At 63.6% G+C, this 24725-nt stretch carries 30 protein-coding genes; 14 read left to right on the top strand and 16 right to left on the bottom strand.

Going from position 1 to position 24725, the window contains the following annotated elements; translation table 11 throughout:
* Positions 1-93 precede the first annotated feature (93 nt).
* A complete protein-coding gene (gene ald / locus BMG03_RS17545; RefSeq protein ID WP_075773890.1) occupies positions 94-1218 on the bottom strand; it encodes an alanine dehydrogenase in 1125 nt (374 codons plus the stop codon).
* A gap of 143 nt (positions 1219-1361) precedes the next feature.
* Here ald and BMG03_RS17540 point away from each other — a divergent pair, with 143 nt between their 5' ends.
* The gene (locus tag BMG03_RS17540; RefSeq protein ID WP_075773891.1) at positions 1362-1826 is read left to right on the top strand and encodes an Lrp/AsnC family transcriptional regulator; all 465 of its coding nucleotides are present in this window, start codon (positions 1362-1364) and stop codon (positions 1824-1826) included.
* A 3-nt stretch (positions 1827-1829) separates the two neighbouring features.
* On the opposite strand, the gene BMG03_RS17535 is transcribed toward BMG03_RS17540, so the two are convergent.
* Both BMG03_RS17535 and rpsU read right to left on the bottom strand, forming a co-directional pair.
* A complete protein-coding gene (locus BMG03_RS17535; RefSeq protein WP_075773892.1) occupies positions 1830-3278 on the bottom strand; it encodes a TrkH family potassium uptake protein in 1449 nt (482 codons plus the stop codon).
* Positions 3279-3484: 206 nt separating this feature from the next.
* Positions 3485-3691 carry a 30S ribosomal protein S21 gene (gene rpsU, locus BMG03_RS17530; RefSeq protein ID WP_011748553.1) on the bottom strand — a complete coding sequence of 69 codons (207 nt, stop codon included), beginning with the start codon at positions 3689-3691 and terminating at the stop codon, positions 3485-3487.
* Between the two features lie 107 nt (positions 3692-3798).
* On the opposite strand from rpsU, the gene BMG03_RS17525 reads away from it, so the two are divergent.
* The 3 genes from BMG03_RS17525 (at position 3799) to BMG03_RS17515 (ending at position 5998) form a co-directional block, all read left to right on the top strand.
* A complete protein-coding gene (locus BMG03_RS17525; protein WP_077701322.1) occupies positions 3799-4467 on the top strand; it encodes a COQ9 family protein in 669 nt (222 codons plus the stop codon).
* A gap of 14 nt (positions 4468-4481) precedes the next feature.
* On the top strand, positions 4482-5468 hold the full coding sequence (locus BMG03_RS17520; protein ID WP_075774309.1) for an NAD(P)H-quinone oxidoreductase: 987 nt from the start codon (positions 4482-4484) through the stop codon (positions 5466-5468).
* A gap of 65 nt (positions 5469-5533) precedes the next feature.
* Positions 5534-5998 carry a SpoIIAA family protein gene (locus tag BMG03_RS17515; protein WP_075773893.1) on the top strand — a complete coding sequence of 155 codons (465 nt, stop codon included), beginning with the start codon at positions 5534-5536 and terminating at the stop codon, positions 5996-5998.
* Between the two features lie 4 nt (positions 5999-6002).
* Here the strand turns inward: BMG03_RS17515 and BMG03_RS17510 are convergent, their stop codons facing one another.
* Complete coding sequence (locus BMG03_RS17510; protein WP_077701320.1) at positions 6003-6653, bottom strand: ribonuclease T2 family protein; 651 nt, start codon at positions 6651-6653, stop codon at positions 6003-6005.
* Positions 6654-6785: 132 nt separating this feature from the next.
* On the opposite strand from BMG03_RS17510, the gene BMG03_RS17505 reads away from it, so the two are divergent.
* Positions 6786-7562: a DUF1013 domain-containing protein gene (locus BMG03_RS17505; RefSeq protein ID WP_075773894.1), complete on the top strand. Its 777-nt coding sequence runs from the start codon at positions 6786-6788 to the stop codon at positions 7560-7562.
* A gap of 182 nt (positions 7563-7744) precedes the next feature.
* Here BMG03_RS17505 and BMG03_RS17500 read toward each other — a convergent pair whose 3' ends face one another.
* Positions 7745-8806 (bottom strand): hypothetical protein, encoded by a 1062-nt coding sequence (locus BMG03_RS17500; protein ID WP_075773895.1) that lies wholly within the window; start codon positions 8804-8806, stop codon positions 7745-7747.
* Positions 8807-9026: 220 nt separating this feature from the next.
* On the opposite strand from BMG03_RS17500, the gene BMG03_RS17495 reads away from it, so the two are divergent.
* A complete protein-coding gene (locus BMG03_RS17495; protein ID WP_075773896.1) occupies positions 9027-9776 on the top strand; it encodes an SDR family NAD(P)-dependent oxidoreductase in 750 nt (249 codons plus the stop codon).
* Here BMG03_RS17495 and BMG03_RS17490 read toward each other — a convergent pair.
* Positions 9773-10183 carry an ArsR/SmtB family transcription factor gene (locus BMG03_RS17490; RefSeq protein WP_075773897.1) on the bottom strand — a complete coding sequence of 137 codons (411 nt, stop codon included), beginning with the start codon at positions 10181-10183 and terminating at the stop codon, positions 9773-9775. The two genes, BMG03_RS17495 and BMG03_RS17490, sit on opposite strands and share 4 nt — an antisense overlap.
* 215 nt (positions 10184-10398) lie before the next feature.
* On the opposite strand from BMG03_RS17490, the gene BMG03_RS17485 reads away from it, so the two are divergent.
* From BMG03_RS17485 to BMG03_RS17465, 5 genes are all read left to right on the top strand, one after another.
* Positions 10399-10755, top strand: coding sequence for an AtpZ/AtpI family protein (locus BMG03_RS17485; RefSeq protein WP_075773898.1), 357 nt, complete (start codon positions 10399-10401; stop codon positions 10753-10755).
* A gap of 7 nt (positions 10756-10762) precedes the next feature.
* Positions 10763-11518 (top strand): F0F1 ATP synthase subunit A, encoded by a 756-nt coding sequence (locus BMG03_RS17480; RefSeq protein ID WP_233243003.1) that lies wholly within the window; start codon positions 10763-10765, stop codon positions 11516-11518.
* Between the two features lie 64 nt (positions 11519-11582).
* Entirely contained in the window at positions 11583-11819 is a 237-nt protein-coding gene (locus BMG03_RS17475; protein ID WP_038144344.1) for a F0F1 ATP synthase subunit C, read from the top strand.
* 91 nt (positions 11820-11910) lie between these two features.
* A complete protein-coding gene (locus tag BMG03_RS17470; protein ID WP_075773900.1) occupies positions 11911-12474 on the top strand; it encodes a F0F1 ATP synthase subunit B' in 564 nt (187 codons plus the stop codon).
* Positions 12475-12478: 4 nt separating this feature from the next.
* Positions 12479-13036, top strand: coding sequence for a F0F1 ATP synthase subunit B (locus tag BMG03_RS17465; protein WP_075773901.1), 558 nt, complete (start codon positions 12479-12481; stop codon positions 13034-13036).
* A gap of 58 nt (positions 13037-13094) precedes the next feature.
* Here the strand turns inward: BMG03_RS17465 and BMG03_RS17460 are convergent, their stop codons facing one another.
* The 3 genes from BMG03_RS17460 to BMG03_RS17450 all read right to left on the bottom strand — a co-directional run bounded on the left by BMG03_RS17460 (position 13095) and on the right by BMG03_RS17450 (position 15631).
* Positions 13095-13856, bottom strand: coding sequence for a FadR/GntR family transcriptional regulator (locus BMG03_RS17460; RefSeq protein WP_075773902.1), 762 nt, complete (start codon positions 13854-13856; stop codon positions 13095-13097).
* Positions 13857-13954: 98 nt separating this feature from the next.
* Positions 13955-14635 (bottom strand): YiaD family glycine zipper/OmpA-like lipoprotein, encoded by a 681-nt coding sequence (locus BMG03_RS17455; protein WP_075773903.1) that lies wholly within the window; start codon positions 14633-14635, stop codon positions 13955-13957.
* 141 nt (positions 14636-14776) lie between these two features.
* Positions 14777-15631: a bifunctional helix-turn-helix domain-containing protein/methylated-DNA--[protein]-cysteine S-methyltransferase gene (locus tag BMG03_RS17450; RefSeq protein WP_075773904.1), complete on the bottom strand. Its 855-nt coding sequence runs from the start codon at positions 15629-15631 to the stop codon at positions 14777-14779.
* 114 nt (positions 15632-15745) lie between these two features.
* Between BMG03_RS17450 and nth the strand changes: the two genes are divergently transcribed.
* Positions 15746-16390 carry an endonuclease III gene (gene nth, locus BMG03_RS17445; RefSeq protein WP_075773905.1) on the top strand — a complete coding sequence of 215 codons (645 nt, stop codon included), beginning with the start codon at positions 15746-15748 and terminating at the stop codon, positions 16388-16390.
* Positions 16387-17373, top strand: a complete 987-nt coding sequence (locus BMG03_RS17440) for an adenosine kinase (protein ID WP_075773906.1) — start codon at positions 16387-16389, stop codon at positions 17371-17373. Before nth ends, BMG03_RS17440 begins: the two co-directional genes overlap by 4 nt.
* Positions 17374-17413: 40 nt before the next feature.
* Here the strand turns inward: BMG03_RS17440 and BMG03_RS17435 are convergent, their stop codons facing one another.
* A complete protein-coding gene (locus tag BMG03_RS17435) occupies positions 17414-17794 on the bottom strand; it encodes an HIT domain-containing protein (protein WP_075773907.1) in 381 nt (126 codons plus the stop codon).
* Positions 17795-17805: 11 nt separating this feature from the next.
* Positions 17806-19380, bottom strand: coding sequence for a DUF5928 domain-containing protein (locus BMG03_RS17430; protein WP_075773908.1), 1575 nt, complete (start codon positions 19378-19380; stop codon positions 17806-17808).
* A gap of 150 nt (positions 19381-19530) precedes the next feature.
* On the opposite strand from BMG03_RS17430, the gene BMG03_RS17425 reads away from it, so the two are divergent.
* Positions 19531-20349 carry a sulfotransferase family protein gene (locus BMG03_RS17425; protein ID WP_075773909.1) on the top strand — a complete coding sequence of 273 codons (819 nt, stop codon included), beginning with the start codon at positions 19531-19533 and terminating at the stop codon, positions 20347-20349.
* Here the strand turns inward: BMG03_RS17425 and BMG03_RS17420 are convergent, their stop codons facing one another.
* The 5 genes from BMG03_RS17420 to uvrC are packed head-to-tail and all read right to left on the bottom strand — an operon-like array spanning position 20350 to position 24675.
* A complete protein-coding gene (locus tag BMG03_RS17420; protein ID WP_075773910.1) occupies positions 20350-20790 on the bottom strand; it encodes a molybdenum cofactor biosynthesis protein MoaE in 441 nt (146 codons plus the stop codon). It lies immediately after the preceding gene.
* 1 nt (position 20791) lies between these two features.
* Entirely contained in the window at positions 20792-21040 is a 249-nt protein-coding gene (gene moaD / locus BMG03_RS17415; RefSeq protein WP_075773911.1) for a molybdopterin converting factor subunit 1, read from the bottom strand.
* Positions 21033-21662 (bottom strand): CDP-diacylglycerol--glycerol-3-phosphate 3-phosphatidyltransferase, encoded by a 630-nt coding sequence (gene pgsA, locus BMG03_RS17410; protein ID WP_075773912.1) that lies wholly within the window; start codon positions 21660-21662, stop codon positions 21033-21035. The genes moaD and pgsA overlap by 8 nt, the downstream gene beginning before the upstream one ends.
* Before the next feature lie 45 nt (positions 21663-21707).
* Positions 21708-22766 (bottom strand): lysine-2,3-aminomutase-like protein, encoded by a 1059-nt coding sequence (locus BMG03_RS17405; RefSeq protein WP_075773913.1) that lies wholly within the window; start codon positions 22764-22766, stop codon positions 21708-21710.
* 1 nt (position 22767) lies between these two features.
* Entirely contained in the window at positions 22768-24675 is a 1908-nt protein-coding gene (gene uvrC / locus BMG03_RS17400; RefSeq protein WP_077701319.1) for an excinuclease ABC subunit UvrC, read from the bottom strand.
* Between the last annotated feature and the right edge of the window lie 50 nt (positions 24676-24725).

Below are 24725 nucleotides of genomic sequence, written 5' to 3'. Positions count from 1 at the left end.
GCGCGCAGCGCCGCCTGAAGATAGAAGAACGGCCCGGGGCAAAGCGCCGGGCCGTCCTCGTCATGGGTGCAGTTGTTCTTGGCGTCGTGGCCTTTATTCGGCCGCGTGCATCACCGCGTCCGGCGCGTCGAACGGCAAGTCGAGCGCTTCGGCCACTGCCTTATAGGTCACCTTGCCGGCATGGATGTTAAGCCCCGCCGCGAGATGCGGATCCTCGGCACAGGCGCGCTCCCATCCCTTGTCGGCCAATGCGAGCAGGAAGGGCTGGGTCGCGTTCGACAGCGCGAGCGTCGCGGTGCGCGCGACCGCGCCGGGCATATTGGCCACGCAGTAATGCATGATGCCCTCGACCTCGTAGATCGGGTCGTCATGGGTGGTCGGGTGCGAGGTCTCGACGCAGCCGCCCTGATCGATCGCGACATCGACGATCGCCGCGCCGGGCTTCATCGTCTTGAGCATTTCGCGGGTGACCAGTTTCGGGGCGGCGGCCCCGGGGATCAGCACCGCCCCGATCACCAGATCGGAGGCCGCGACCAGCGCCTCGGTCTCGGCTTTCGAGGCATAGGCGGTGCGGAAGGTTCCGCCGAACGTGTCATCGAGATAGCGCAGACGCGGCAGCGACTTGTCGAGCACGGTCACATCCGCGCCCATCCCGGCAGCCACGCGCGCGGCGTTGGTGCCCACGACGCCGCCGCCGATCACGACGACCTTCGCGGGCGACACGCCGGGCACGCCGCCCAGCAGCACACCGCGCCCGCCATTGGCCTTCTGCAGGGTCCACGCGCCCATCTGCGGCGCGAGGCGACCAGCCACCTCGGACATCGGCGCGAGCAGCGGCAGGGTGCCGTCCTTCGCCGTCACCGTCTCGTAGGCGATGCAGGTCGCGCCCGATTTCATCAGGTCATGAGTCTGCGCCGGGTCGGCGGCCAGATGCAGATAGGTGAACAGAAGCTGGCCTTCGCGGAGCATCGCGCGCTCGGAGGCCTGCGGCTCTTTCACCTTCACGATCATCTCGGCCTCGGCGAACACCTTTGCCGCATCGCCGAGGATCTTCGCGCCGGCGGCCTCGTAATCGCTGTCATTGAAACCCGCGCCCAGGCCTGCGCCGGTTTCCACCAGCACTTCGTGGCCATGGGCGACCGCCTCTTGCGCCGCGGCCGGGGTCAGCCCGACGCGGAATTCCTGCGCCTTGATTTCGCGTACGGTTCCGATCTTCATCGCGTGTCCTCCTCCAAAACATGGAAACGTCCTGCGACCAGTATGCGCTCCGTCACAAGCAAGTGCTTTGCCATTTGGCGGTTGTGGATGGGGTGGGCCGCTCGTATCTTCGATAAAATACGTGAATAGCGGCAGGATTTTGCATGAGCGACAAGCTGGACGCGACAGATCGTCGGTTGCTGGAGGTTTTGCAGCGGCAGGGGCGAATCTCCAATGCCGAGTTGAGCGAGCGGGTGAACCTCTCGCCCTCGGCCTGTCACCGGCGGGTGCAGCGACTGGAGGAGGAGGGTTACATCCGCGATTACGTCGCCCTGCTGAACCCGCGCAAGCTGGGGCGGACGACGACGGTCTATGTCGAGATCAAGCTGTCCAGTCAGGCCGACGAGGTTCTGGATGCCTTCGAGAAGGGTGTGCAGCAGGTCCCGGAGGTGCTCGAATGTCATCTGATGGCGGGGGCTGCGGATTACCTTCTGAAAGTGGTCGCCGCCGATGCCGAGGATTTTGCGCGGCTGCACCGGGCGAAGCTGGCCAACATTCCGGGCGTGGCGCAGATCCAGTCGAGCTTCTCGCTCAAATGCGTGGTCTCCACCACGGCGATGCCGGTCTGAGAGTCAGGCGCGCCAGAAGCGCGGCAGGAATACGACGAGGATCGCGAGCATCCCGATCCGGCCCAGCAGCATTGCGAGCGTCAGCAGCCATGTCGCGGTGTCGCTGAAGTCGATCATCGTGCCGGTGCGATCGGTCAGCGGACCGACCCCGTAGCCTATATTGCCGAGAGCCCCCCAGGTCGCGAAGATGGCCGAGACGAAATCGGCCCCGGTCATCGAAATCCCGACCGAGATCAGGCCCAGCGTCAGGATGTAGCCGGTAAAATAGAGGATCAGGGAGGAGAGGATGTCTTCCTCCAGCAGCCTTTCGCCGAGGCGCGGCTGCAGTACACGATGTGGCATCTGCAATCGGCGCACGGCGGCGCGGATCACCGCGCCGAGTGCCTGCCAGCGAAAAACTGACAGCGCGCCCGAGCTGGACCCGGTGCAGCCGCCGATCAGCCCGACCCAATAGGCCAGCACCATCGCGAAGCTGCCCCAATTCGAGACGTTGGCCGTGCCGAAGCCGGTGCCGGTCATGATCGAGGACAGGTTGAAAGCGGCGGAACGGAAGGTCGGCTCGATCCCGTCGGGCGCGTGGGTGTAGAGCCAGATCAGGAGTGCCGCGAGCGCGAGGCCGAACCAACGAAAGAAGGCGTGGATTTGCGGGTCGTCCCAGAACGGGCGCAGGTCGCCTCGGCCAAGCTGGACATAGCGGATGAAGGGCAAGGCCGAACCCAGCATGAAGACGACGCCCGCATATTGCGATCCGGGCGAGAAGTTCGCGAAGGAGCTGTCATGCGTGCCGAAGCCCCCGGTCGCGATCGTCGCCATTGCGTAGCAGATCGCGTCGAAGGAGGTCATGCCCGTGGCGGTGTAGCTGATCGCGCAGGCCAGCGTCAGCGAAACATAGACCCAGAGCAGCGAGCGCGCGATGTTATGGGCGCGCGGCATGACCTTGCCCAGCGTGTCGAAGCCTTCCGCCTGGAAATAACGCATGCCGCCGATGCGGAGCACCGGCAGGAAGATCATCGCGACGAAGGCGATCCCGAGCCCTCCGAACCAGTTCAGCATCCCGCGCCACAACACGACACCGCGTGGCAGCGTGTCGAGATGTTCGAAGACGGTGTAGCCGGTCGTGGTGATGCCCGAGGCGGCTTCGAAATAGGCATTCGTCCAGGTCGCGTGCGGTGCGCCTTCGATGAAAGGGAGGGCGGCGAAGATCGGCAGGCCGAGCCAGATCGCCGCGGTGAGCAGATAGGCCTGCCGCGTGGTGAGCCCGCTCGCGCTCTTGGTGCGGGTCGCGAGCGCGAGAGCGCCCCCGATCAGCGCAGTCTCGAACGCCGCTTCCAGGAAGTCCTGCCAGTTCGGGTTGAGGTCGCTGAAATCCAGCGCCGCGGGCACCAGCATAGCGGTTCCGAGGGCTGTGACGATCAGGCCAAAGAGGTGCAGGACGGGCCGGATATCGGACATTTGAAAGCGGTTCCCGCCAGAGCGAAGTGCTGGCGCTAGGGTAGGGGGCGCAGCGCTTTAGGCAAGATCAAAGCGGCGGCGATTGCGCTTTCTTGTAGCGGTGTCCTCCAGAAACCAAAAACCCCCGCGGCCAAGCCTCGGGGGTCATCGGTGCGGGCAAGCCCGCCAGCATTTTCAGGCGCCTTTTCAGACGCGGAGCGGTGCGCTTAGAGCGCGCCTTCGCGCTGAGCCTTCTTACGTGCCAGTTTACGGGCACGGCGGACGGCTTCGGCTTTCTCGCGCGCTTTTTTGACCGAGGGTTTCTCGAAATGCTGCTTGAGCTTCATTTCGCGGAACACACCCTCGCGCTGAAGCTTCTTCTTCAGAGCACGGAGCGCCTGTTCGACGTTGTTGTCGCGAACGCTGACCTGCATGTGGTGTCACCACCTTCCTAAGTTAGAGTTGCAGTTGCTTGCAGGAGCGCTCCATATAGTCACCAAAAGGCGGTTTGTCTACCGTCAAAGCTGAGAGAGGAAACGCGATGAAAAACGACCATCTCGATATGGAACGCACGCGGTCCGAGCTGTTGGCGGCGATCAAGCCGCATGTCCCATTCGATGGCTGGTCCGAGCCGGCCTTCAAGCTCGCAGTGTCCGATCTGGGGCTCGATCCGGGGTTGGCGCGGGTCGTGTGTCCGCGTGGTGCCGTCGATCTGGCGGTGGCCTATCACCGCGAGGGCGATGCCGAAATGCTCAGGCGTCTGGAAGAGGCGGATCTGTCGGGACTGAAGTTCCGCGACCGGATCGCGACTGCCGTGCGCTTCCGTCTGGAAGAGGCCGATCCGGAGCTGGTGCGCCGTGGCGCCGCGATCTTCGCGCTACCGCAGAACGCCACGACCGGCTCGAAGCTGATCTGGGAAACGTCGGACAAGATCTGGCGCGCGCTGGGTGATGTCAGCGAGGATTACAATTGGTACACGAAGCGGATGACGCTTTCGGGGGTCTACAGCTCAACGGTGCTCTACTGGATGGGCGACGAGAGCGAGGGCAAGGGTGACACCTGGGCCTTCCTCGACCGCCGGATCGAGGACGTGATGCAGTTCGAGAAGGTGAAGGGGGCCGCGATGAAGCTGCCCTTCCTGCCGAAACTCCTTGGCGGCATCCGTGCGCCCAAGGGTAATGCCGACATGCCGGGTCGGGAGGCGCAGTGATGGAGCCTGTCGAGATGCCGACCGAGATGCGCTGCGTCGAGATTTCCGAACATGGCGAGCCGGAGGTGCTGAAGGAAGTGACCCGCGCCGTGCCGGTCGCGGGACATGGCGAGATCCTGATCGAGGTGGCCTATGCCGGAGTGAACCGCCCGGACGCGCTGCAGCGTGCGGGCGCCTACAATCCGCCGCCCGGCGCGTCGGATCTGCCGGGACTGGAATGCTCGGGTCGGGTCGCGGCGATCGGCCCGGGCGTCACCGATTGGGAGATTGGCGACGAGGTCTGTGCGCTGCTGCCCGGTGGCGGATACGCGGAATACGCGACCTGCCCGGCGGAACATGCGTTACCCGTGCCCGCCGGGCTCGATCTGAAATCGGCGGCCTGCCTTCCCGAGACCTGCTTCACCGTCTGGTCGACCGTTGTGATGCGCGGCGGCTTGCAGGCGGGCGAGCGGTTCCTCGTGCATGGCGGCTCGTCGGGAATCGGCACCACCGCGATCCAGATCGCGACGGCGCTGGGTGCGCGGGTGTTCACCACCGCCGGGTCAGCGGAGAAATGCGCGGTCTGCGAAGAACTCGGCGCGACCGCGATCAACTACAAGACCGGCGATTTCGTCGACGTGCTGAAGGCCGAAGGCGGGGCGAACCTCGTGCTCGACATGGTGGGCGGCGACTATATCGCGCGCAACATCAAGGCGATGGCCGATGACGCGCGGCTGGTCTTCATCGCTTTCCTCGGCGGTCCGAAGGCTGAAATCAATTTTGCGCAGGTCATGGCGAAGCGGCTGACGCTTACCGGAGCGACGCTGCGCCCGCAATCGGTTGCGGCCAAGGCAGAGATCGCGCGGCAATTGCGCGCCAATGTCTGGCCGATGATCAATTCGGGCAAGCTGCGGGTGATCCATGACAGCAGCTTCCCGCTGGCCGAGGCCGCAAAAGCCCATACCCGGATGGAGACGAGCCAGCATATTGGCAAGATCGTGTTGGAAGTTGCGGGCGGCTGAACTTTCGTCACGCGCGCGCCGGGTGTATGCTTGCGGCGCGCGCGAACCAACGAGGGGAGGCAGTCATGAGCGAAGGACGCTTTGAATTTCTGGACGGATTTCCGGCGGATGTGCTGGCTTTCGAAGCCAAGGGCACGATCGGTGCGGAAGCCTACGAAAAACACCTGATCCCGGCGGTGGAGAAGAAGATCGCCGCCGAGGGAAAGGTGAAGCTGCTCTATATCATCGGGGAAGAATTCGACGGCTACACTGCGAAGGGAGCATGGGACGACACCAAGCTGGGCCTGTCGCATCTGGGCGATTTCGCCGCCGTGGCGCTGGTCAGCGATGTCGACTGGATCCGCTGGGGCATTCAGGCCTTCGCGCCGATGATCCCCGGCACGGTCAAGCTGTTTCATCTCAGCGAGCTCGAGCAGGCGAAAGCGTGGATCTGTTCCTCGGGCAAGCTGGAGGAAGATCACAGTCACGACGTCGCGGCGACACACAAGCTGCCGACGCTGGAAGATCGTCAGCCGCCGCTCGACGAATAGCGCCTCAGCGCACCTTTTCCATCAGCGCGTTCGACAGGCTGCAATCGCGGATCGTATCGGCCCCGCAGCGGCGCGGCTCCAGCTCCTTGGTCAGGCAGATGCGCGCTTCTTGGATGCGTCCGGATTTGCAGGTGATGGTGATCTCGTCGGCATCGAGGCCGGGATTGGCCTCGAGAAACGCCTGTTCGACCACTTTCGCGGGCAATCTTACGTCGCGGTCGAGGTTCGCCAGCACGCGCGGAATTTCGATGCTCTCGTAAGCCTTGCGCTCCAACGCGAAGTAATCCGTGGCGGACAGCCCCGAGCAGCGCCCGTGCTTCTTCCACTCGTACCACGCCAGCCCCGGCGCGCCGGTCAGGTCCTCCATCGCTGCGGTCTGCTGGCGCGACGGATCGCGCTGCGGCGTGCGGCAGAAGCTGGGCCAGCCGGTCTCGTATTGCGGCCAGAGCCCGTGCAGCACGAAGCCGCGATCCTCCGCCGGGTCACATTGCGGCGAGTTGCGCGCGTCGCCGGTCAGCGCGCACCACGTGGGCGACCAGCTGAGCGAGAGGAGGTAATAGTCGAAATCGCCCGCGCGCTCGCCCTCGGCGGAGACGCTGGATGTGAGGGTCGAAAGCGCAAGCAGGGCTGCGGTCAGAAGGCTCAAACGAGTCATTTTCTCTTTTCTCCTGACGCGCGATTGACTATATGAGGCGGCAATTCCCCTTCCAGAAATGGACCGCGGCAGGGAAATCTCGCGCCGCAGCCGATTTCTCGGCCCGGGAGAGATATGTAAAGGATGGCTGCAATGACGAACAAGCCCCTGATGGCAAAGGCCACCGCCGTGTGGCTGGTGGACAATACGACGCTCAGCTTCAAGCAGATCGCGGATTTCTGCGGCCTGCACGAGCTGGAAGTACAGGGCATCGCCGATGGTGACGTCGCCACCGGCGTGAAAGGCTTCGATCCAGTCGCGTCGAACCAGCTCGATCAGGAAGAGATCGACAAGGCCGAGAAAGACCCGCTGCACAAGCTGAAGCTGAAGTTCAACAAGGCGGCGCTGGGCGAGGACAAGCGTCGCGGCCCGCGCTACACCCCGCTGTCGAAGCGTCAGGACCGTCCGAACGCGATCCTGTGGCTGGTGAAATTCCATCCGGAACTGGCCGATGCGCAGATTGCGCGTCTCGTTGGCACCACCAAGCCCACGATCCAGTCGATCCGCGAGCGCACGCACTGGAACATCCAGAACATGACCCCGATCGATCCGGTCGCGCTGGGTCTTTGCCGCCAGTCGGAACTGGATATCGAAGTGCAGAAGGCCGCGAAGAAAGCCGCCGCCGAAGGCGTGATGAGCGATGACGAGCGCCGCAAGCTGGTCTCGACCGAGCAGTCGCTGGGCATGCCCGACGAACCGCGTCTGCCCTCGGGCATCGCCGGCCTGGAGAACTTCTCCTCCTCCGATCTCAAACAGGAGACCGAGGAAGAGGAAGAGACCGCGGACAATGCCGACTATTCGGACGCGGACAGCTTCTTCAACCTGCCCGACGACAATGAGGACGAGGACGAAGACGACAACCACAAATAAGTTGTCGCCGTTGCGAAAGATCAGGGCCGCTCCATCGGGGGCGGCCTTTTCACATTGCGGGTGCGTCGTTTCGCGCCGCTGAGGATGGAAAAGGAACACGGGCGACGAATGAACCGTCGCCCGTCGCTGATATGGCAGAGTGAGCTGCTCGAGAGGCGGCCCTGTTCCGCCGCAGCTGCGACTTACTGCTTCAGCACCACCGGCTGGAACGAGAACACGGCGTCGGATTTCGGATCGACCGTCATCTCGACCCAGCTGTTGTCGCTGCTGCCGAAGACCTCGACGCGGGTGAAGTTCGCGGTGCTGCGGCCATCGGGCTGGATCATCGGCTTGTCGACCTTGAAGTAATGGGAGTCGCCATGGACCAGCAGGACCTGACCTTCGAAGTTATGCGTCTCCTCGACGAGAGACTTGTAGAAGTCGGTGAAGCCGTTCTTGTCGTCGAGGGTCGGAAGGAAATCCTCTTCGTAGCCGCCGTCGCTTAGCTCGAACGGGAAGAAGATGTCGGCCTGAATGTCGATCAGGATGCCCGCGTCGTTATTCTCGCGCGCCGTCGCGAAGGACTCCTTGAGCCATTCGACGTTCTTCGGATTGCGGGCTTCGTATTCCGCAGTTGCGGCATCGCAATCGGCCTGCGTGCGGTCGGATTTCTTGGTGCACTGCTTGTCGGTTACGACGAGGTTGTTGTTGCTGCCCGGCACGTTGAGGGCCACGAACATGACGTTGTCGCGCTCGAAACGGCTGTTCTCGCTGTAAGCTTCGCCCGGCGTGCCCTGACGTTCGACGTCGATCGGGTTCTGGCCTTGCGACTTCGCGGCAGTAAAGAAGGTCTTGCGCAGGTAGGACAGCCGCTCGACCGGGTCGTAGCTGCCGTTGTTGGTCCGGTGGCAGTCGACCCATTCATTATCGCCGAGGGCGTAGAGTGTCGGCATGTCGAGGCGGTTGAAGATCGCCTGCACGTCCGCCCCGATCGCCTGATCGGTGCACTCGCTGCTGCCGCTCTTGGTGTCGCCGGCGAAGATCGTGAAGTCGAGATCGTGTGCGTTCATCGAGGCGACGGTCTGGTCGATCCAGTTCGCCTTTTCCTCCGGGTCCTTGCTGTAGAACTCGTCGCCCCAGAGCGCGACCTTCAGCACGCCCGCGTCGGAGGCGGATTGTGCATGGGCCGGAGCCAACAGGGCAGTGGAGAGAACGGCGGCAGCGAGAGCCGCGCAAAGCGTGATCGAACGGGAAGGACGTGGCATATATACCCCCAAGGTAGACTTGATATGACGAAGGCCCAGAGGGTGGCGCGGTGCATCGGGCGGCAGACCGTCGGCTCGGGGCGCTTCGGGCGTCATAATACGCCGGGCTGTGACAGCCCGCTGACGCAGGGGCGAAGGATTTGTGACGCGGGCCGCGCCGCCACCGGCTGGACAGTCGCGACCCCGGGCGCGATGCTCCCGTCGAGAAGAGGAGGAACAGATGCGGGAATTCGCCACTTATCCGAGCCTGAAGGGCAAATCCGTGATCGTGACCGGGGGCGCCTCCGGGATCGGAGCGCTGATCGTCGAAGGCTTCGCCGCGCAGGGGGCGAAGGTCGGCTTTCTCGACCGCGATGCGGAGGGGAGTGCGGCGGTCGCGAAACGGCTGGGCGTCGAGTACGAGCTGTGCGACCTGCGCGACATCGCCGCGATGAAGGGGGCGCTGGGTCAGCTGCGCGAGAAGATCGGCACCGCGGATGTGCTGGTGAACAATGCCGCGCGCGACGACCGCCACGACTGGCGCGAGATCGATGCGGAGTACTGGGACGAACGCCAGCACACCAACCTGCGCCACATGTTCTTCACGATCCAGACGGTTGCGCCGGACATGATCTCGAAAGGGGCGGGGTCGATCATCAATATGGGCTCGAATTCGTGGTGGGAGGCCGGCAGCGGTTTCCCGGCCTACGCGACGGCGAAAGCGGCGGTGCACGGGCTGACCCGCACGATGGCACGCGAGTTGGGCGGGCATCGCATCCGGGTCAACACGGTCGTGCCGGGCTGGATCATGACGGATCGGCAGAAAACACTCTGGGCGACGCCCGAGGCGCTGGAGGATCATCGTCGCAATCAATGCCTGCCGGATCTGATCCAGCCGGAATATGTCGCGCGGATGGTGCTGTTCCTCGCGTCCGACGATGCGGCTATGTGCACCGCGAACAACTACATGGTCGAGGCGGGTTCGATTTAATCGGGTTGCGGCGCGTTGTTCGACGGCGCGTCGCTTCGCCCGGTCTCCAAGGGCTCGACAGGTTCGATCTCGACCTGCGCGAGTTCGGTTTCGAGGAATTTCTCGAACGCATCGAAGTCCAGCGGTTCGAACTGGCCGAAACCCTGAATCCATGTCGTCGCGGCAGACATTGCGAGCGGCTCCAGCTTGCACCATTTCACCCGGCCGCGTTTCTCCTGCGAGATCAGCCCGGCATTGGTCAGGATCGCGAGGTGCTTGGAAACCGCGGCGAGCGACATCTCGAAGGGCTCTGCCACGTCGGTCACCGCCATGTCGTCTTCGAGCAGCATCGTCAGGATCGTCCGCCGGGTCGGGTCGGCGAGCGCGGCGAAGATCGCATCGAGAGAAGGGGCGGGCGGCGGTAGCATCGCTCCTTGATGGGGCGGTACGCGACAAACGTCAACCGATCGGTTGAATATGCCCTTGCTCGCATTCCCGTGAGCTTGGCGCGGCGCGAAATTGATGCCTATTTTCAAAATCGTTACGGATCAATGGGTTGCGCGGTGCCTTCAAGGGGCTATCCGGAATTGACTCAGGCTGGGGGCGCGGCTATCACGGCTGGGACCTGAGTGGGGGCCGAACCATGCCTGATCACCGCTCCGACGAGCCCGATCCCGAGCGCCTCGCAGCGCTTGAGAAGAAGCTTGCGGCAGTGAGAAAGACGCAAGAACCGCCTCCGCAACGTGCCGATCATCATCTGTCCCAGGCGAACATGGCCTGGCGTATGGTGATCGAAATGGTTTCGGGGCTGGGGATCGGCTTCGGCATCGGATACGGGCTTGATGTGCTGCTTGGCACGATGCCTTGGATGATGGTGCTGTTCACGCTTCTCGGGCTCGCGGCCGGGGTGAAGGTGATGCTTCGCTCGGCCAAGGAAATGAACGAAGAGCGTGCGGCCGACATGGCCGATGAAGAGGAAGACGACCGTGGCAAATCTTGAACAGGAAATGCGCAGTGAACTGACCTTCCACCCGATGGATCAGTTCATCGTTAAGCCCCTCTTCGGCGAGGGTCCGGTTCACTGGTACACGCCGACCAATGCGACGCTGTGGATGGCGATTGCCGTTCTGGCGATCTTCTTCATGCTGGTCATCGGCACCCGTGGCCGCGCCGTGGTACCCTCGCGCGCCCAGTCGATCGCCGAGCTGTCCTACGGCTTCATCCACAAGATGGTCGAGGACGTGGCGGGCAAGGACGCGCTGAAGTTCTTCCCCTATATCTTCACGGTCTTCCTGTTCATCGTCTTCTCGAACTTCCTCGGCCTGCTGCCGCGCGGCTTCACCACGACTTCGCATATCGCGGTGACCGGTCTGCTGGCAGTCGCGGTGTTCGTTGCGGTGACCGTCATCGGTTTCGTCAAGAACGGCGCGGGCTTCCTGAGCCTGTTCTGGGTGGCTTCGGCCCCGCTGGCGCTGCGCCCGATCCTCGCGATCATCGAGGTGATCTCCTACTTCGTGCGTCCCGTCAGCCACTCCATTCGTCTTGCGGGCAACATGATGGCCGGCCACGCGGTTATGAAAGTGTTCGCCGCCTTCGCGCCGCTGATCCTGTTCTCCGGCGTCGGCCTCGCTGTGACCCCGCTGTCGATCCTCGCGATCACCGCGATGTACGGGCTCGAAGTTCTCGTGGCCTTCATCCAGGCCTATGTCTTCACGATCCTGACCTGCGTCTACCTGCGCGACGCGCTGCACCCGGCACACTGACCGGATAGCGGATCGAACCAGTTCACCAAGTTTCTGCCACTTCCAACCTCAAGGAGTTACGACAATGGAAGGCAATATCGTTCAAATGGGTGCTTACATCGGCGCTGGTCTGGCCTGCATGGGCATGGGCGGCTCGGCTATCGGTGTGGGCAACGTTGCCGGCAACTTCCTGTCGGGTGCCCTGCGCAACCCCTCGGCCGCCGCTGGCCAGACCGCGACCCTCTTCATCGGCATCGCCTTCGCAGAAGCGCTCGGGATCTTCTCGTTCCTCGTCGCTCTGCTGCTGATGTTCGCAGTCTGATCCAGCACGCTTTTCCTTGAGGGCGGGTGGGCTCATTCGGAGCCCATCCCGTGACCCGCAAGGGGATTTGTGATCAGGGTCGAGGGACGACATGGCAAGCGAAACGCAAAATACGGCGCACGCAGCCGCTGATGCGGCCCAAGGCGCGGCACATTCCGCGCAGCAGGGCGGCATGCCGCAGCTCGACTTCTCGAGCTACCCGAACCAGATCTTCTGGCTTCTGGTCGCTCTCGTCGCGATCTACTGGCTGCTGACGCGCATCGCACTGCCCCGGATCGAGGCAGTTCTCGCCGACCGTCAGGGCACGATCGCGGGTGACATCGCCGCAGCCGAGGACTTCAAGCGCAAGGCCGAAGAGGCCGAAGCCGCTTACGAGAAAGCTCTGGCTGAAGCACGCGCTCAGGCGCAGAAGATCGCAGGCGAAACCAAGGCCGAGATCCAGAAGGACCTCGACGCGGCCATCGCCAAGGCAGATGCCGAGATCGCGGCACGCTCCGCGGAATCGGAAGCGCGCATCGCGGAAATCCGGGACGGCGCACTTGCAGCGGTCGATCAGGTCGCCAAGGATACCGCCGGCGAGATCGTCGCGGCTCTGGGTGGCAACTCGGACGCAGCGGCTGTGAACGCAGCTGTCGAACAACGGCTGAAAGGGTAAGACGATGAAGAAACTCTCGCTTCTCCTTCCGCTCGTGGCGGCACAGCCCGCCTTCGCGGCAACTGGTCCGTTCTTCTCGCTGTGGAACACGAATTTCATCGTGACCATCGCCTTCATCATCTTCGTGGCCATCGTGCTCTACGCGAAGGTGCCGGCGACGCTGGGCAAGATGCTCGACAAGCGTGCGGCGAACATCCGTTCGGATCTCGACGAAGCTCGCAAGCTGCGTGACGAGGCACAGGCGGTTCTGGCCAGCTACGAGCGCAAGGCGCGCGAAGTGCAGGGGCAGGCCGACCAGATCGTTGCCGCCGCCAAGCGCGACGCCGAAGCCGCCGCAGAGAAGGCCAAGGAAGATCTGAAGGTCTCGATCGAGCGCCGCCTGAAGGCCGCTGACGAGCAGATCGCCTCGGCCGAGGCGCAGGCTCTGAAAGAGGTCAAGGACCGCGCCGTGTCGGTCGCCGTGGCCGCCGCTGGCGATGTGCTCGCCAAGCAGCTGAGCGCGTCGGACCGCGCCGCGATGATCGACAGCTCGCTTTCGGAAGTCGAACAGCGCCTGAACTGATCTTCCCTTACGGGTGACATTGAAAACCCCGGTCCGATGGGCCGGGGTTTTTCTTTATTCAGCGGTTATGTTCGAGACGTAATCGCGCGGTGGCCTCATTGCGCTCGGCCCGGCGCATCGCCGCCATCTCGACCTCGACGAATTCCATATGGGCCGCGATGGCCTTGCGCGCGGAGTTGGCGTCGCGGCGCTGGATCGCATCGTTGATCGCGCGGTGCTGGTCGAGCAGCTTGCTGCGCGTGCCGCGGTTCTTGAACATCATGGAGCGGTTGTAGAACACGCCTTCGGCCAGAAGATCGAACATCGCGCGCATCATATGGATCATGATGACGTTATGGCTCGCCTCGATGATCGCCATGTGGAACTGCGCATCGAGCTGCGCTTCCTGCGTGGGATTGCGCTTTGAATGGGCCGCTTCCATCTGAGAGAACAGGGTCTGGATCACTTCGAGATCGGTGTCCGAACCGCATTGCGCGGCGCGTTCGGCGGCCAGTCCCTCCATGTCGCGGCGGAACGAGATGTAATCGAACAGCGCCTGGTCGTTGCGGGCAAAGAGCCGGATCAGGGCGGGCGAAAAGGCGGAATCGAGCACTTCGGCGACATAGATGCCCGCCCCGGCGCGGGTCGTCAGAAGGCCGGATTCCTGCAGCTCCGCGACCGCTTCGCGCAGACTTGGGCGCGACACGCCGAGACGCTCGGAGAGCTCTCGCTCCGAGGGGAGGCGCTCTCCTGGGCGCAGGATGCCCTGCAGGATGAGCTGCTCGATCTGGCGCACGACGGCATTCGCGAGCTTCTCGGATTCAATCTTCTGAAACGGCATTTCCCCCTCCATGTGGTCAAGATGTATGACCAGATCAGGGGGTAGGCAATGAAAAAAGGCCGGGATTTCCCGGCCCTTTTCCCGCTCTGATGAGCGATTTAGTTGTTCGGACGAATGATGAATTCGACCCGGCGGTTGGCCTGACGGCCTTCCGGCGTGAGGTTGCTCGCGATGGGCTGATCCTCGCCACGACCGGTCGGGATGACGCGGTAGCTCGGGACGCCGCCATTGATGAGGACATTGGCCACCGACTGCGCGCGCTGACGCGAAAGGCGCATGTTGTAGGCCGCATCGCCGGTGTTGTCGGTGTGGCCGACGACCTCGACGGTGGTATCCGGATAGCGGTTAAGGCTGCCGGCGAGCGTGTACAGATCGCGCTGCAGATCGGGGCGCACGGCTGCGCTGTCGGTCGCGAAGAGCACGTCTTGCGGCATGGTCACGATCAGCTGGTTGCCCTGACGCACGACGCTGACGCCGTTGGTGGTCAGGTCGCGACGCAGTTCCTGTGCCTGACGGTCAAGCTGCGAACCGATCGCGCCGCCGATCACGCCGCCGACGATTGCGCCGGCTGCGGCTTTGGTCAGCTTCTCGTCGCCTTTGCTTTTCGCGCCGAGGGCGCCGCCGATCAGCGCACCGGTGATCGCACCGGCATTGCGATTTGCGTTCGGGCTCTGGTCGGGGTTGTTCGCCCCGGTATAGCCGCCCGGCACACAAGCGGTGAGCGCCATCGCTGCGGCGGCACTCAGAAGAATGGTTTTGGTCTTGAGAACGGTGGTCATGTTCTGTCTCTGCCTTCTCTGGTCGCCCCATGTTTCGAGGCTTGACGGAAGATACGCGTAAAAAACGCGCAGGTTCCATGCCCTTTTCGCGAAGCGCGGAATTCCGCGCATCATCTGCCGGTAGAAGCGGCGGAGCGACGCTCAATCTGCCTCTGCGCGGGCGCCTTCCCAGCCCAGAATCGCGCGTTTGACGCCCAAACCCCAGTGATAGCCGCCCAATCCGCCCGATTTGCGTAAGGCGCGGTGGCAGGGAATCAGGAAGGAAATCGGGTTGCGGCCTACGGCGGTGCCGACGGCGCGGACCGCTTTCGGGTGGCCGATCGCCTCGGCGATGTCGGAATAGGTCGTGACCTGTCCCGAGGGGATCGAGAGCAGCGCCTCCCACACCTTGATCTGGAAGGGCGCGCCGATCAGCGTCAGCTTCGCCTCACCATGGCGGGAGAAGGCGGCGTCGACCCAAGGACGCAGCGGCTCGGGGTCTTCGGTGAATCGGGCCTCGGGCCAGCGGCGGGCGAGATCGTCAAATGTCTCCTGCTCGCCCATCTCGGCGGTGAAGCCCATGCCGCAAAGCCCCTGATCCGTGCCCATCGCGATCACCGGGCCGAAGGGGCTGTCGAACCGTCCCCAGCGGATCGCGACGCCTTCGCCGCCACGCGCGAAGGCGCCAGGCGTCATCGCCTCCCAGCGCAGAACCAGATCGTGCAGACGGCCCGTGCCGGACAGTCCCGCACGGTCCGCCACCTCGTCGAGCGGCAGGCGTTGGCTGAGTAACTCGCGCACGAAGTCGAGCGTCAGATATTGCTGGTAGCGTTTCGGAGAGACCCCGACCCAGGCAGAGAACAGCCGCTGGAAATGCGCGGGGCTCATCGAGAGCCGCGCCGAGATCGCCTCGAGCGTCAGCAATTCGCCCGCCGCCTGCGCCGCGTCGATCTCGTCCAGCGCGCGGGCGATGACCTGATAGTGGTAGCTGTCGGCGATGTCGCTGTGGTCGTTCATCACGCACCTCTTGGGCTTTCCCCGATCCTAGGACGCGGGCGGCAGGCGCGCGACCCGAAAGCTGCGGTTTCGCGTGGCCTTGCCCTTCGCGCGCGTGGCGGGCATTAGGAAAGCATGGCCAAGCAATTCGATTATGCCACGATGAAAGAGGTCTTCGCGCGGTTCGAAGCCTCCGAGCCCCATCCCAAGGGGGAGCTCGAGCACGTCAACGCCTATACGCTCGTGGTGGCCGTGGCGCTGTCCGCGCAGGCGACCGATGCGGGCGTGAACAAGGCGACGCGAAAGCTATTCGCCGTGGCCGACACGCCCGAGAAGATGCTGGAGCTGGGCCTTGAGGGCGTGACCGAGCATATCAAGACGATCGGTCTCTTTCGGCAGAAGGCGAAGAACGTCATCAAGCTGAGCCAGATCCTCGTCGATCAGTATAACGGCGAGGTGCCATCCTCGCGTGCCGCGCTGCAATCGCTGCCGGGCGTGGGGCGCAAGACCGCGAATGTCGTGCTGAACATGTGGTTCGGCCATCCCGCGCAGGCGGTCGATACGCATATCTTCCGGGTCGGCAATCGCAGCGGCATCTGCCCGGGCAAGGATGTCGACGCGGTCGAGCGCGCCATCGAAGACAACGTGCCCGTCGAATACCAGCGCCACGCCCATCACTGGCTGATCCTGCACGGTCGCTATATCTGCGTGGCGCGCAAACCCAAATGTCAGGCCTGTCCGATCAAGGATCTGTGCCAGTTTGAGGAGAAAAACCTTTGAAACAGTATCAGGTCGTCGGCATCGGCAATGCCGTCGTGGACGTGATCGCGCAATGCGACGACAGCTTTCTCGAGCATATGGGCATCGAGAAAGGCATCATGCAGCTGATCGAGCGCGAGCGCGGCGAAACGCTGTACGGCGCGATGAAAGAACGCACGCAGGCGCCGGGCGGCTCGGTCGGCAACACGATCGCGGGGCTGGGCAATCTGGGCCTGACCACCGCCTTTATCGGCCGGGTGCGCGACGACACGCTGGGCCGCTTCTATGAGGCGGCTCTGCATGGCGAGGGCACGGATTTCCCGAACCCGCCGGTGAAGGATGGCGAGCTGCCGACCTCGCGCTCGATGATCTTCGTGACGCCGGACGGTGAGCGTTCGATGAACACCTATCTGGGGATTTCGGCTGAGGTCTCGACCGAGGATGTAAGCCTCGAGGTGGTCGAGAACACGCAGATCCTGTTCCTCGAAGGTTATCTCTTCGACAAGGATCACGGGAAGGCCGCATTCCTGAAGGCGGCGCAGGGCTGTCACCGGGGCGGCGGCAAGGCGGGGATCGCGCTGTCGGACCCGTTCTGCGTCGACCGTCACCGCGCCGATTTCCGCCGTCTCGTGCGCGACCAGATGGATTACGTGATCGGCAACCAGCACGAATGGGAATCGCTCTACCAGACCGATCTGGATGCGGCGCTGAAACAGGCCGCTGAGGAATGTGAGCTGGTGGTCTGCACCCGCTCGGGCGACGACGTGATCCTGATCCGTGGCGAGGAGCGTGCCACGGTTCCGGTCAAGCGCGTGGTGCCGGTCGATGCGACGGGCGCGGGGGATCAGTTCGCGGCGGGCTTCCTCTATGGCTACGCGACGGGGCAGAACCTCGAGACCGCGGGCAAGATGGGCTGCGCCGCGGCGGCCGAGGTGATCGGCCATTATGGCGCGCGCCCGGAAGTGGATGTGAAGGCGCTGTTCGCGGATCGCGGGCTCATTTGAGCCTGTCCGGCGCGCCCGGGATCAGGGCGCGCCGCCAACCTTAACGCATCAACAGCATCGGCCCGAGCGGGCGACCTGCGAGGATATGCAGATGGTAATGCGGCACTTCCTGCACGCCATTCTCGCCCGCATTGGTGATGCCGCGATAGCCCTCGCCGCCTTCGCCCGGGCTCGCGCCGGTCATCTTGCAGACCTCGGCCACGGTGCGGTGGAAATCGACGATCTCTGCATCGCTGGCTTCGGCGCAGAAATGATCGAGCGCGACATAGGCGCCTTTCGGGATCACCAGCACATGCTCGGGCGCTTTCGGGGCGATGTCGCGGAAGGCCAGCGTATGCTCGGTCTCCAGAACTGTGTCGTTCGGAATCTCGCCGCGCAGGATCTTGGCGAAGATGTTCTGGTCGTCATAGGTATAGGCCATGGCCTCTCTCCTCAGTCGCGGAAGATGTAGTCGAGTTCGGCCAATTCCTGCGCCATATCGGAGGGGATGTCGAGCGCATGGGCCAGCGCGCGTGCGTTGTCCTCGATCTCGCCGCCCTCGCGCATGAGCGCGTAATTCTCGAACTCGGCATCGCGGAGCCGTTCGGATTCATGATGCAGGTCGGCGCGGATCGTCGGCAGCATCTGATCGAGCACCTGCGGCGGAGTATGATGCCCAGCGAGGCCCACGCGTTGCGCGTGCCCCTTGAGATAGTCGTCGGAGAACTGGCACTCGATCTCGAGGATGCGGGTCTGGCATTTGTCGCGGGTGAAATCCTCGATCACGTCAAGCTCGGCCGGATCGACGCAGATCACCATGCGGTCGGCGTTCTCATGGTCGAACACCATCCGCATCAGGGCGCGGCGGTGACGGTTGCGCTTTTCGGGGCTGGTCTCGATGCCGCCGAGATCGGGCAGGGGGGCCATCTCGTTGAAAACGTAATCGAGCGCGGGGATCGAGGAGCGTTTGCGGAACTCGGCCACCAGCCGCTTCGCGACATGCCATTTCTTGCACAGGATCAGGGTCAGCGTGCGTTCGCGCCCCAAGGTCGCCTCCGCCTCCCAGAAGCGCGGTGCGAAGCGACGGCCGACGCGACCGCGCCCGGTCAGGAAGCGATGCAGCGCGCGGCCTTCGTTCGAGACGGCGAATTGGACGCCCTCGCGTGTCCACAGCTCGCCCAGACGCTGCTTCAGCTCCTTCGCCTCGGGGCTGATCTTGCGCGCGAAAAGGTAATCCTGAGCGAGCAGCAGGTCGTAATGGTCGTTGTAGAAATTCGCCGGCATCCCGTAATCGGTGAACATCAGGAAGGTCAGCGTCCGGGCACGGATCTCGGTCTCGGGGATCAGGTGGTGGACGATGGTCTGAAAGAAGGTCTCGTCCGGAATCCATGTCGTGCGGAAGAACCGCATCACATCGGGCCGCGCCTTGATGAAATCGAGCACCTGCTCCATCGTGCGCCGCCGCAGGCACCACCATTGCGAGCCGATCATCATCTGCAGATCGCGCGGCACCTCGCGCGATAGCTTCAGCCGTTTCTGCAGGTTATAGGCAAGGTAGAACCGCTTGGGTTGATTGCGCTCGTTGAACCAGTGGCGATAGACCAGCCGGTCCTCCTTCATCCCGGTCTTGATCCAGCCAGACGAAAAGAAGTCGAAGCTTTCGATGTAATCGACCTCTTCTGCGTCGAGAAAGTCATGCGCGTATTCGGCCGATTTGATCTGCATGCAATCGCCCGAGAGCATGTAGAAATGCGTGGCGCGCGGGAAATCGGCGACGGCGGCTTTTACCGCCTCCAGGGTCGCGGCGACGAGGCTCCATTCGCCCCAGCCGCATTTGACGCGCTTTTTCGCGAAGGTGACATTGGGATTGGCATCGAGCGCGCTGCGCAGCTTGCGGTAATGCTCTGGTTTGGCGCGGGCATCGAAATGGATCGCCACATAATCGCCGGTCTGCGTCAGTCGTTCCGCCTGAGCGATGATCCCGTCCGGGTCCTTATGGGTCAGAAGAATAAAGGCGATTCGGGCCATACGGGAAACGATGCGCTGTCACTTGCTGGTATTATCCGACTTGTTAGCCGGAATGAGCGTTGAAAAGACAGGGTTTCTTTGCTCTTTACTCGATATTTATTATGTCTGCGTCACCCATTCACGGGTGCGCGACCTTCTGGAGGGCTTTGAATGGGATTTCCCGGAACCTGGATGACCGAGAGCGAAAGCATGGTGTATCGCGTCGTGCCGAAATGCGCCTGCTCCTCCATCGGGCAGATCATGTTCTATTCCGACCACGGGAAATTCTTCGACGGCGACATCCACGATTCCAAGACCGGGCTGCATAAGTGGTCGCAGGAGGAAAGCCAGACGCCGATCACCGAGAACGTGGTGGCGCACAAAAGCTACGCCTTCACCTGCGTTCGCAACCCGTATCAGCGCATCCTGTCGAGCTTCTTCGACAAGATCGCGGGCATCCAGCGCAACGGCAAACGCTATCGCGGAAATCTGGTGCCGCAGCTCGTGCAGAAGTACGGGATTGAGGTCGGCTCGCCGGAAGATAACTTCGATTTCGACCAGATCGCCTCGTTCCGCCGCTTCTTGCTGTTCGCGCGCGACACGATCCGCTGGCGCCGCCCGATGGAGCCGGACATTCACTGGTCGGCCATGTCGGGCCATATCTCGACCTTCATCGTCAATGGCGGGAGCTACGACAACATCTTCTTCACCGAGAAATTCAACGAAGGGATGCAGTCGGTGCTCGACGCGGTCGAGACGCCGGTGAAGGTCGATCTGGCCGACGTGCCGCGGTTCAACGAATCCGAAGGGCACGGGCCGAAGCGTGCGCATAAGGTCAGCGATTACTTCGACGACCTCTCGCGCCACCTGATCTGGGAAATCTACAAGAAGGATTTCCAGCTGTTCCAATACGATTTCGACGATCCGGATAACAAGATGCCGGTGGGCGAGGTCGATCTGGACGAGGTGCACGCAAAGCTGGGCGACTGATCACCAGCGTTTCAGCGCGTCCTCATCCTCATCCTTCGCGGCGACCCAGGAGGTGCCTTCGGGCCCGTGTTCCTTCTTCCAGAAGGGCGCGCGGGATTTCAGGTAATCCATCAGGAATTCGGCCGCCTCGAAGGCAGCGACGCGGTGGCGTGCGGCGGTGGCGACCATCATGATTTGCTCGCCCACGACGAGACGTCCATGGCGGTGGATCACGGTCACGTCCGACAGGGACCAACGCTCGACCGCCTGATCCACGATACCCGCGATCGCGCGCTCGGTCATGCCGGGGTAATGCTCCAGCTCCAAGGCGTCCATCGCGCCGGTGTCGTCGCGCACGATGCCGGTGAAGCTGACGACCGCGCCGACATCCGCGCGGCCCGTGCCGAAATCGGCAAGCTCTGCGCCCAGATCGAAGGGCTCGGCCTGAACGGAGACTTTCATCTCAGCCTCCCGTCATCGGCGGGAAGAAGGCCACCTCGCGCACACCTTCGAGCGGCGCATCGAACTCTGCAAGATCCTGATCGAGCGCGACCCGCAGCGCCGAGATGTCGGCAAAGGCCGCCTCGTAGCGCGGCTCGCGCGCTTTCAGCTCCTCGACCAGATCGGCCACTGTTTTTGCCTCGGTCTCGACCTTTTCCCTCGGCAGGCCGATCCGCTCGCGGACCCATGCGAAATAGAGAACGTCAATCATGGCTCGGCTCCTTCAGATAGGGCAGGGCCTTGCGGAAATAGTCCCAGCCGGTGATCGCGGTCAGCACGGCGGCGATCCAGATCAGCGCAAGCCCCACATGGGTCGCGACATCGGCGGGGGTGGCGCCCATGCGGATATCACCTTCCCCCGCGCGCGGGGCCTGACCCTGTTCGAGATAGGCGAGCCCGGTACCGAGGAACAGCACGGCGATCGCCACCATCTGCGCGGTCGTTTTCCACTTCGCGAGCTTGGTCACCCGCAGCCGCCCGGCATCCGCGCCGAGGAATTCGCGCAGCCCCGAGACGAAGACCTCGCGGAACAGGATCACGGTGGCGGGCAGGATCAGCCAGGGGTTCATGCCCGAGTAGCCGGTCAGCACCACAAGCGCGATCACCACCATCGCCTTGTCTGCGATCGGGTCGAGCATCGCGCCGAAGCGGCTCTCCTGTTTCCACGCCCGGGCAAGGTAGCCATCGAACCAGTCGGTGATTGCTGCGCCGATGAACAGCGCGAGCGCCAGCCAGTCGGCCCAGGGCCGCGAGAAATAGAGGAACATGACCGCCACGCCCGGGGCAGCCAAGAGCCTGAGCACGGTCAGGATATTGGGAAGGGTCCATTTCATGGGAGGCAACCTAGCTGCGTGCTTGGCAAAGCGGAAGAGGGCGCGTTAACGGGTCGCGGGATCGCGATATGCATGCACCGTGCCGCGTCGGTCGGTCACATGCCAGTCTCCGGGACTGTCCCCCGGCGTGAAATGGTCGGACGTGATCGGCACTTTGCCATGCCCACCGGGGATGTCGAGCACATAGGTCGGCAGCATGGTGCCCGAGCAGCGGCGGCGCAGCTCGGCCATCAGCGCGCGGCCTTCCGCGATGGTGGTGCGGAAATGCGAGGTACCGCGCGCGAGGTCGCAATGGTGCAGGTAATAGGGTTTGACGCGCAGCTTGGTCAGGGCGCGGAACAGGCCCTCCAACGCGTCGGCACTGTCGTTGATGCCCCGCAGCAGTACGGTTTGCGACAGCATTGGGATGCCGCGATCGACAAGTCGGGCGATGGCGTCGTGAGCGACAGGCGTAAGTTCCTGCGCGTGGTTGGTATGCAGCACGATCCACGCAGTAGGCGCATTGCGCAACAGAGCGCAAAGCTGATCGGTGATGCGCTCTGGCGCGACGACCGGAACGCGGGTGTGGAGCCGGACCTGGTCGAGATGGGGGATGCCGGAAAGACGCTCCAGCACCGCGCCGAGCCTGCGCGTCGAGAGCGTCAGCGGATCGCCTCCGGTCAGGATCACCTCGCGAATGGCCGGGGTCGCGGCGATATAGTCGAGCGCCTGCGTCAATTGGTCTTCCGGCAGCGGCCCGTTCTCCCCCACCGTCTCGCGGCGGAAGCAGAAGCGGCAATAAACATCGCAGGTCTTGGTGATGTGCAGGATCACCCGGTCCGGATAGCGATGCGTCAGCCCGGGCGCTGGGGAATGGGCATCGTCGCCGATGGGGTCTTCCATTTCTTCGGCGCGGGTCACCAACTCCGCCGCGGAGGGCACGAATTGCGCGGCCACCGGATCGGTCGGATCGGCGATGGCCCCACGCATCTCGGGTGTCACGCGGATGCGGAATTCCTTGGCGACGCGCTCCAGATCGACGCGCACCCCCGAGGCGGTCAGCCCGTCGCGTTCGAGATCGGCCACGCGGGTCAGCGCGCGGGGGTGGCGGCTGTGATCGGTCATCTCAGCCCTTCTCGTTGAAGAAATTGTGGATGGTCTCGGCCATCGCCTCGGAGATGCCGTCGACCTCCATAAGATCGATCGGCGCCGCGCGGCTCACCGCCTTGGCGGAGCCGAAATGCGCCAGCAGCGCGCGTTTGCGGGCCGCGCCGATGCCCGGAATTTCATCCAGCGGGTTCGCCATCTGCGCCTTGGCGCGTTTCGCGCGGTGCGTGCCGATGGCCCAGCGGTGCGCCTCGTCGCGCAGGCGCTGGATGTAATAGAGGACCGGCGATTGCCGGGGCAGGGCGATCGGGCGCTGGCCGGTACGGTGGAATTCTTCCTTGCCGTGGTCGCGGTCGACGCCCTTCGCGACGCCGACCATCGCGACGTCACTCACGCCCATCTCGTCCATGATCTCGCGCACCGCCGAGACCTGCCCGGCGCCGCCGTCGATGAGCAGCAGATCGGGCCAGGATTCGGATTTGCGCTCTGGGTCTTCCTTCAGCAAGCGGGTGAAGCGGCGCGTCAGTACCTCTTTCATCATCCCGAAGTCGTCGCCCGGCGTCAGGTCGGCGTTCTTGATGTTGAACTTGCGATACTGGCTCTTGATGAATCCTTCCGGCCCTGCGACGATCATCCCGCCCACGGCATGCGCGCCCTGAATATGCGAGTTGTCGTAGACCTCGATGCGCTGCGGCGGCTTTTCCAGCCCGAAGGCTTCGGCCACGCCCGCCAGCAGCTTCGCCTGCGCCGCGGATTCCGACATCTTCCGACCGAGGCTCTCGCGGGCATTGCGCGCGGCGTTCTCGACGAGTTCGGCTTTCTCGCCCCGTTGCGGCACGGTGATCTCGACCTTGCGCTCGGCGCGCTCGGAGAGGAATTCGCTTACCAGTTCCTCATCCTCGACCGGGTGCGACAGCAGGATCAGCTTCGGCGGCGGGCGGTTGGTGTAGAACTGCGCGATGAAGGCCTGCAGGATTTCGGGCGCCTCGGCGCCGGAGCCGGTCTTCGGGTAGAAGTCGTGATTGCCCCAGCTTTGGTTCGCGCGGATGAAGAAAACCTGAACACAGGCCTGCCCGCCTTCCTGATGGAGCGCGATGACATCGGCCTCGGCGGTGGTACGGGGATTGATCCCCTGGCTTTGCTGCACGTTGGTCAGCGCTTTGATCCGGTCACGGAGCGCCGCGGCGCGCTCGAACTCCATATCGTCCGAGGCTTGCTGCATCTGCTCCGCCAATTCACGCTGGATCGTGGTGGACTTGCCCTGCAGGAAGCGCTTCGCATCGTCGACCAGCGCTGCGTAATCCTCCTCGGAGATCTTGCCGACGCAAGGCCCTGAACAGCGTTTGATCTGGTATTGCAGACAGGGGCGTGTGCGGGTCTCGAACATCGAATCCGAGCAGTTGCGCAGCAGGAACACCCGCTCCAGCTGGTTCAGCGTGCGGTTCACCGCGCCAGCGCTCGCGAAGGGGCCGAAGTAATGTCCCTTCTCTTTGCGCGCGCCGCGATGCTTCTTGATCATCGGGTAGGGGTGATCGGTCGCGATCAGGATGTTGGGAAAGCTCTTGTCGTCGCGTGCGAGAACGTTGTAGCGCGGCTTGAGCTGCTTGATCAGGTTCTGCTCGAGCAGCAGCGCCTCGGTCTCGGTCCGCGTCGTGAGGAACATCATCGAGGCGGTCTCGAAGATCATCCGCGCGATCCGTGCCGAGTGTCCCGAAGGCCGCGCATAGTTCGAAACCCGCGCCTTCAGGTTGCGCGCCTTGCCCACATAGAGCACCTCGCCCTTCGCGTTCAGCATCCGGTACACGCCGGGCGAGCCGTCGAGACGCTTGAGGTAATCCGCGATCAGAGCATGGCCCGTCAGCCCGTGTTGCGGGCGCGTGGCCGCCGGGGGATCGAGGGTGTCCTTGTTGTTCTCGTCATCATTCATGAGCAGGCTTCGATTCTCCCCCGTGGCTGCAACCTCGCGCGACCGTTTTC

It is taken from the genome of Thioclava nitratireducens, assembly GCF_001940525.2.
Lineage (GTDB): Bacteria > Pseudomonadota > Alphaproteobacteria > Rhodobacterales > Rhodobacteraceae > Thioclava > Thioclava nitratireducens.
Note: the sequence above shows the minus strand (reverse complement) of the source record. Positions and strands in the feature narration are given on the sequence as shown.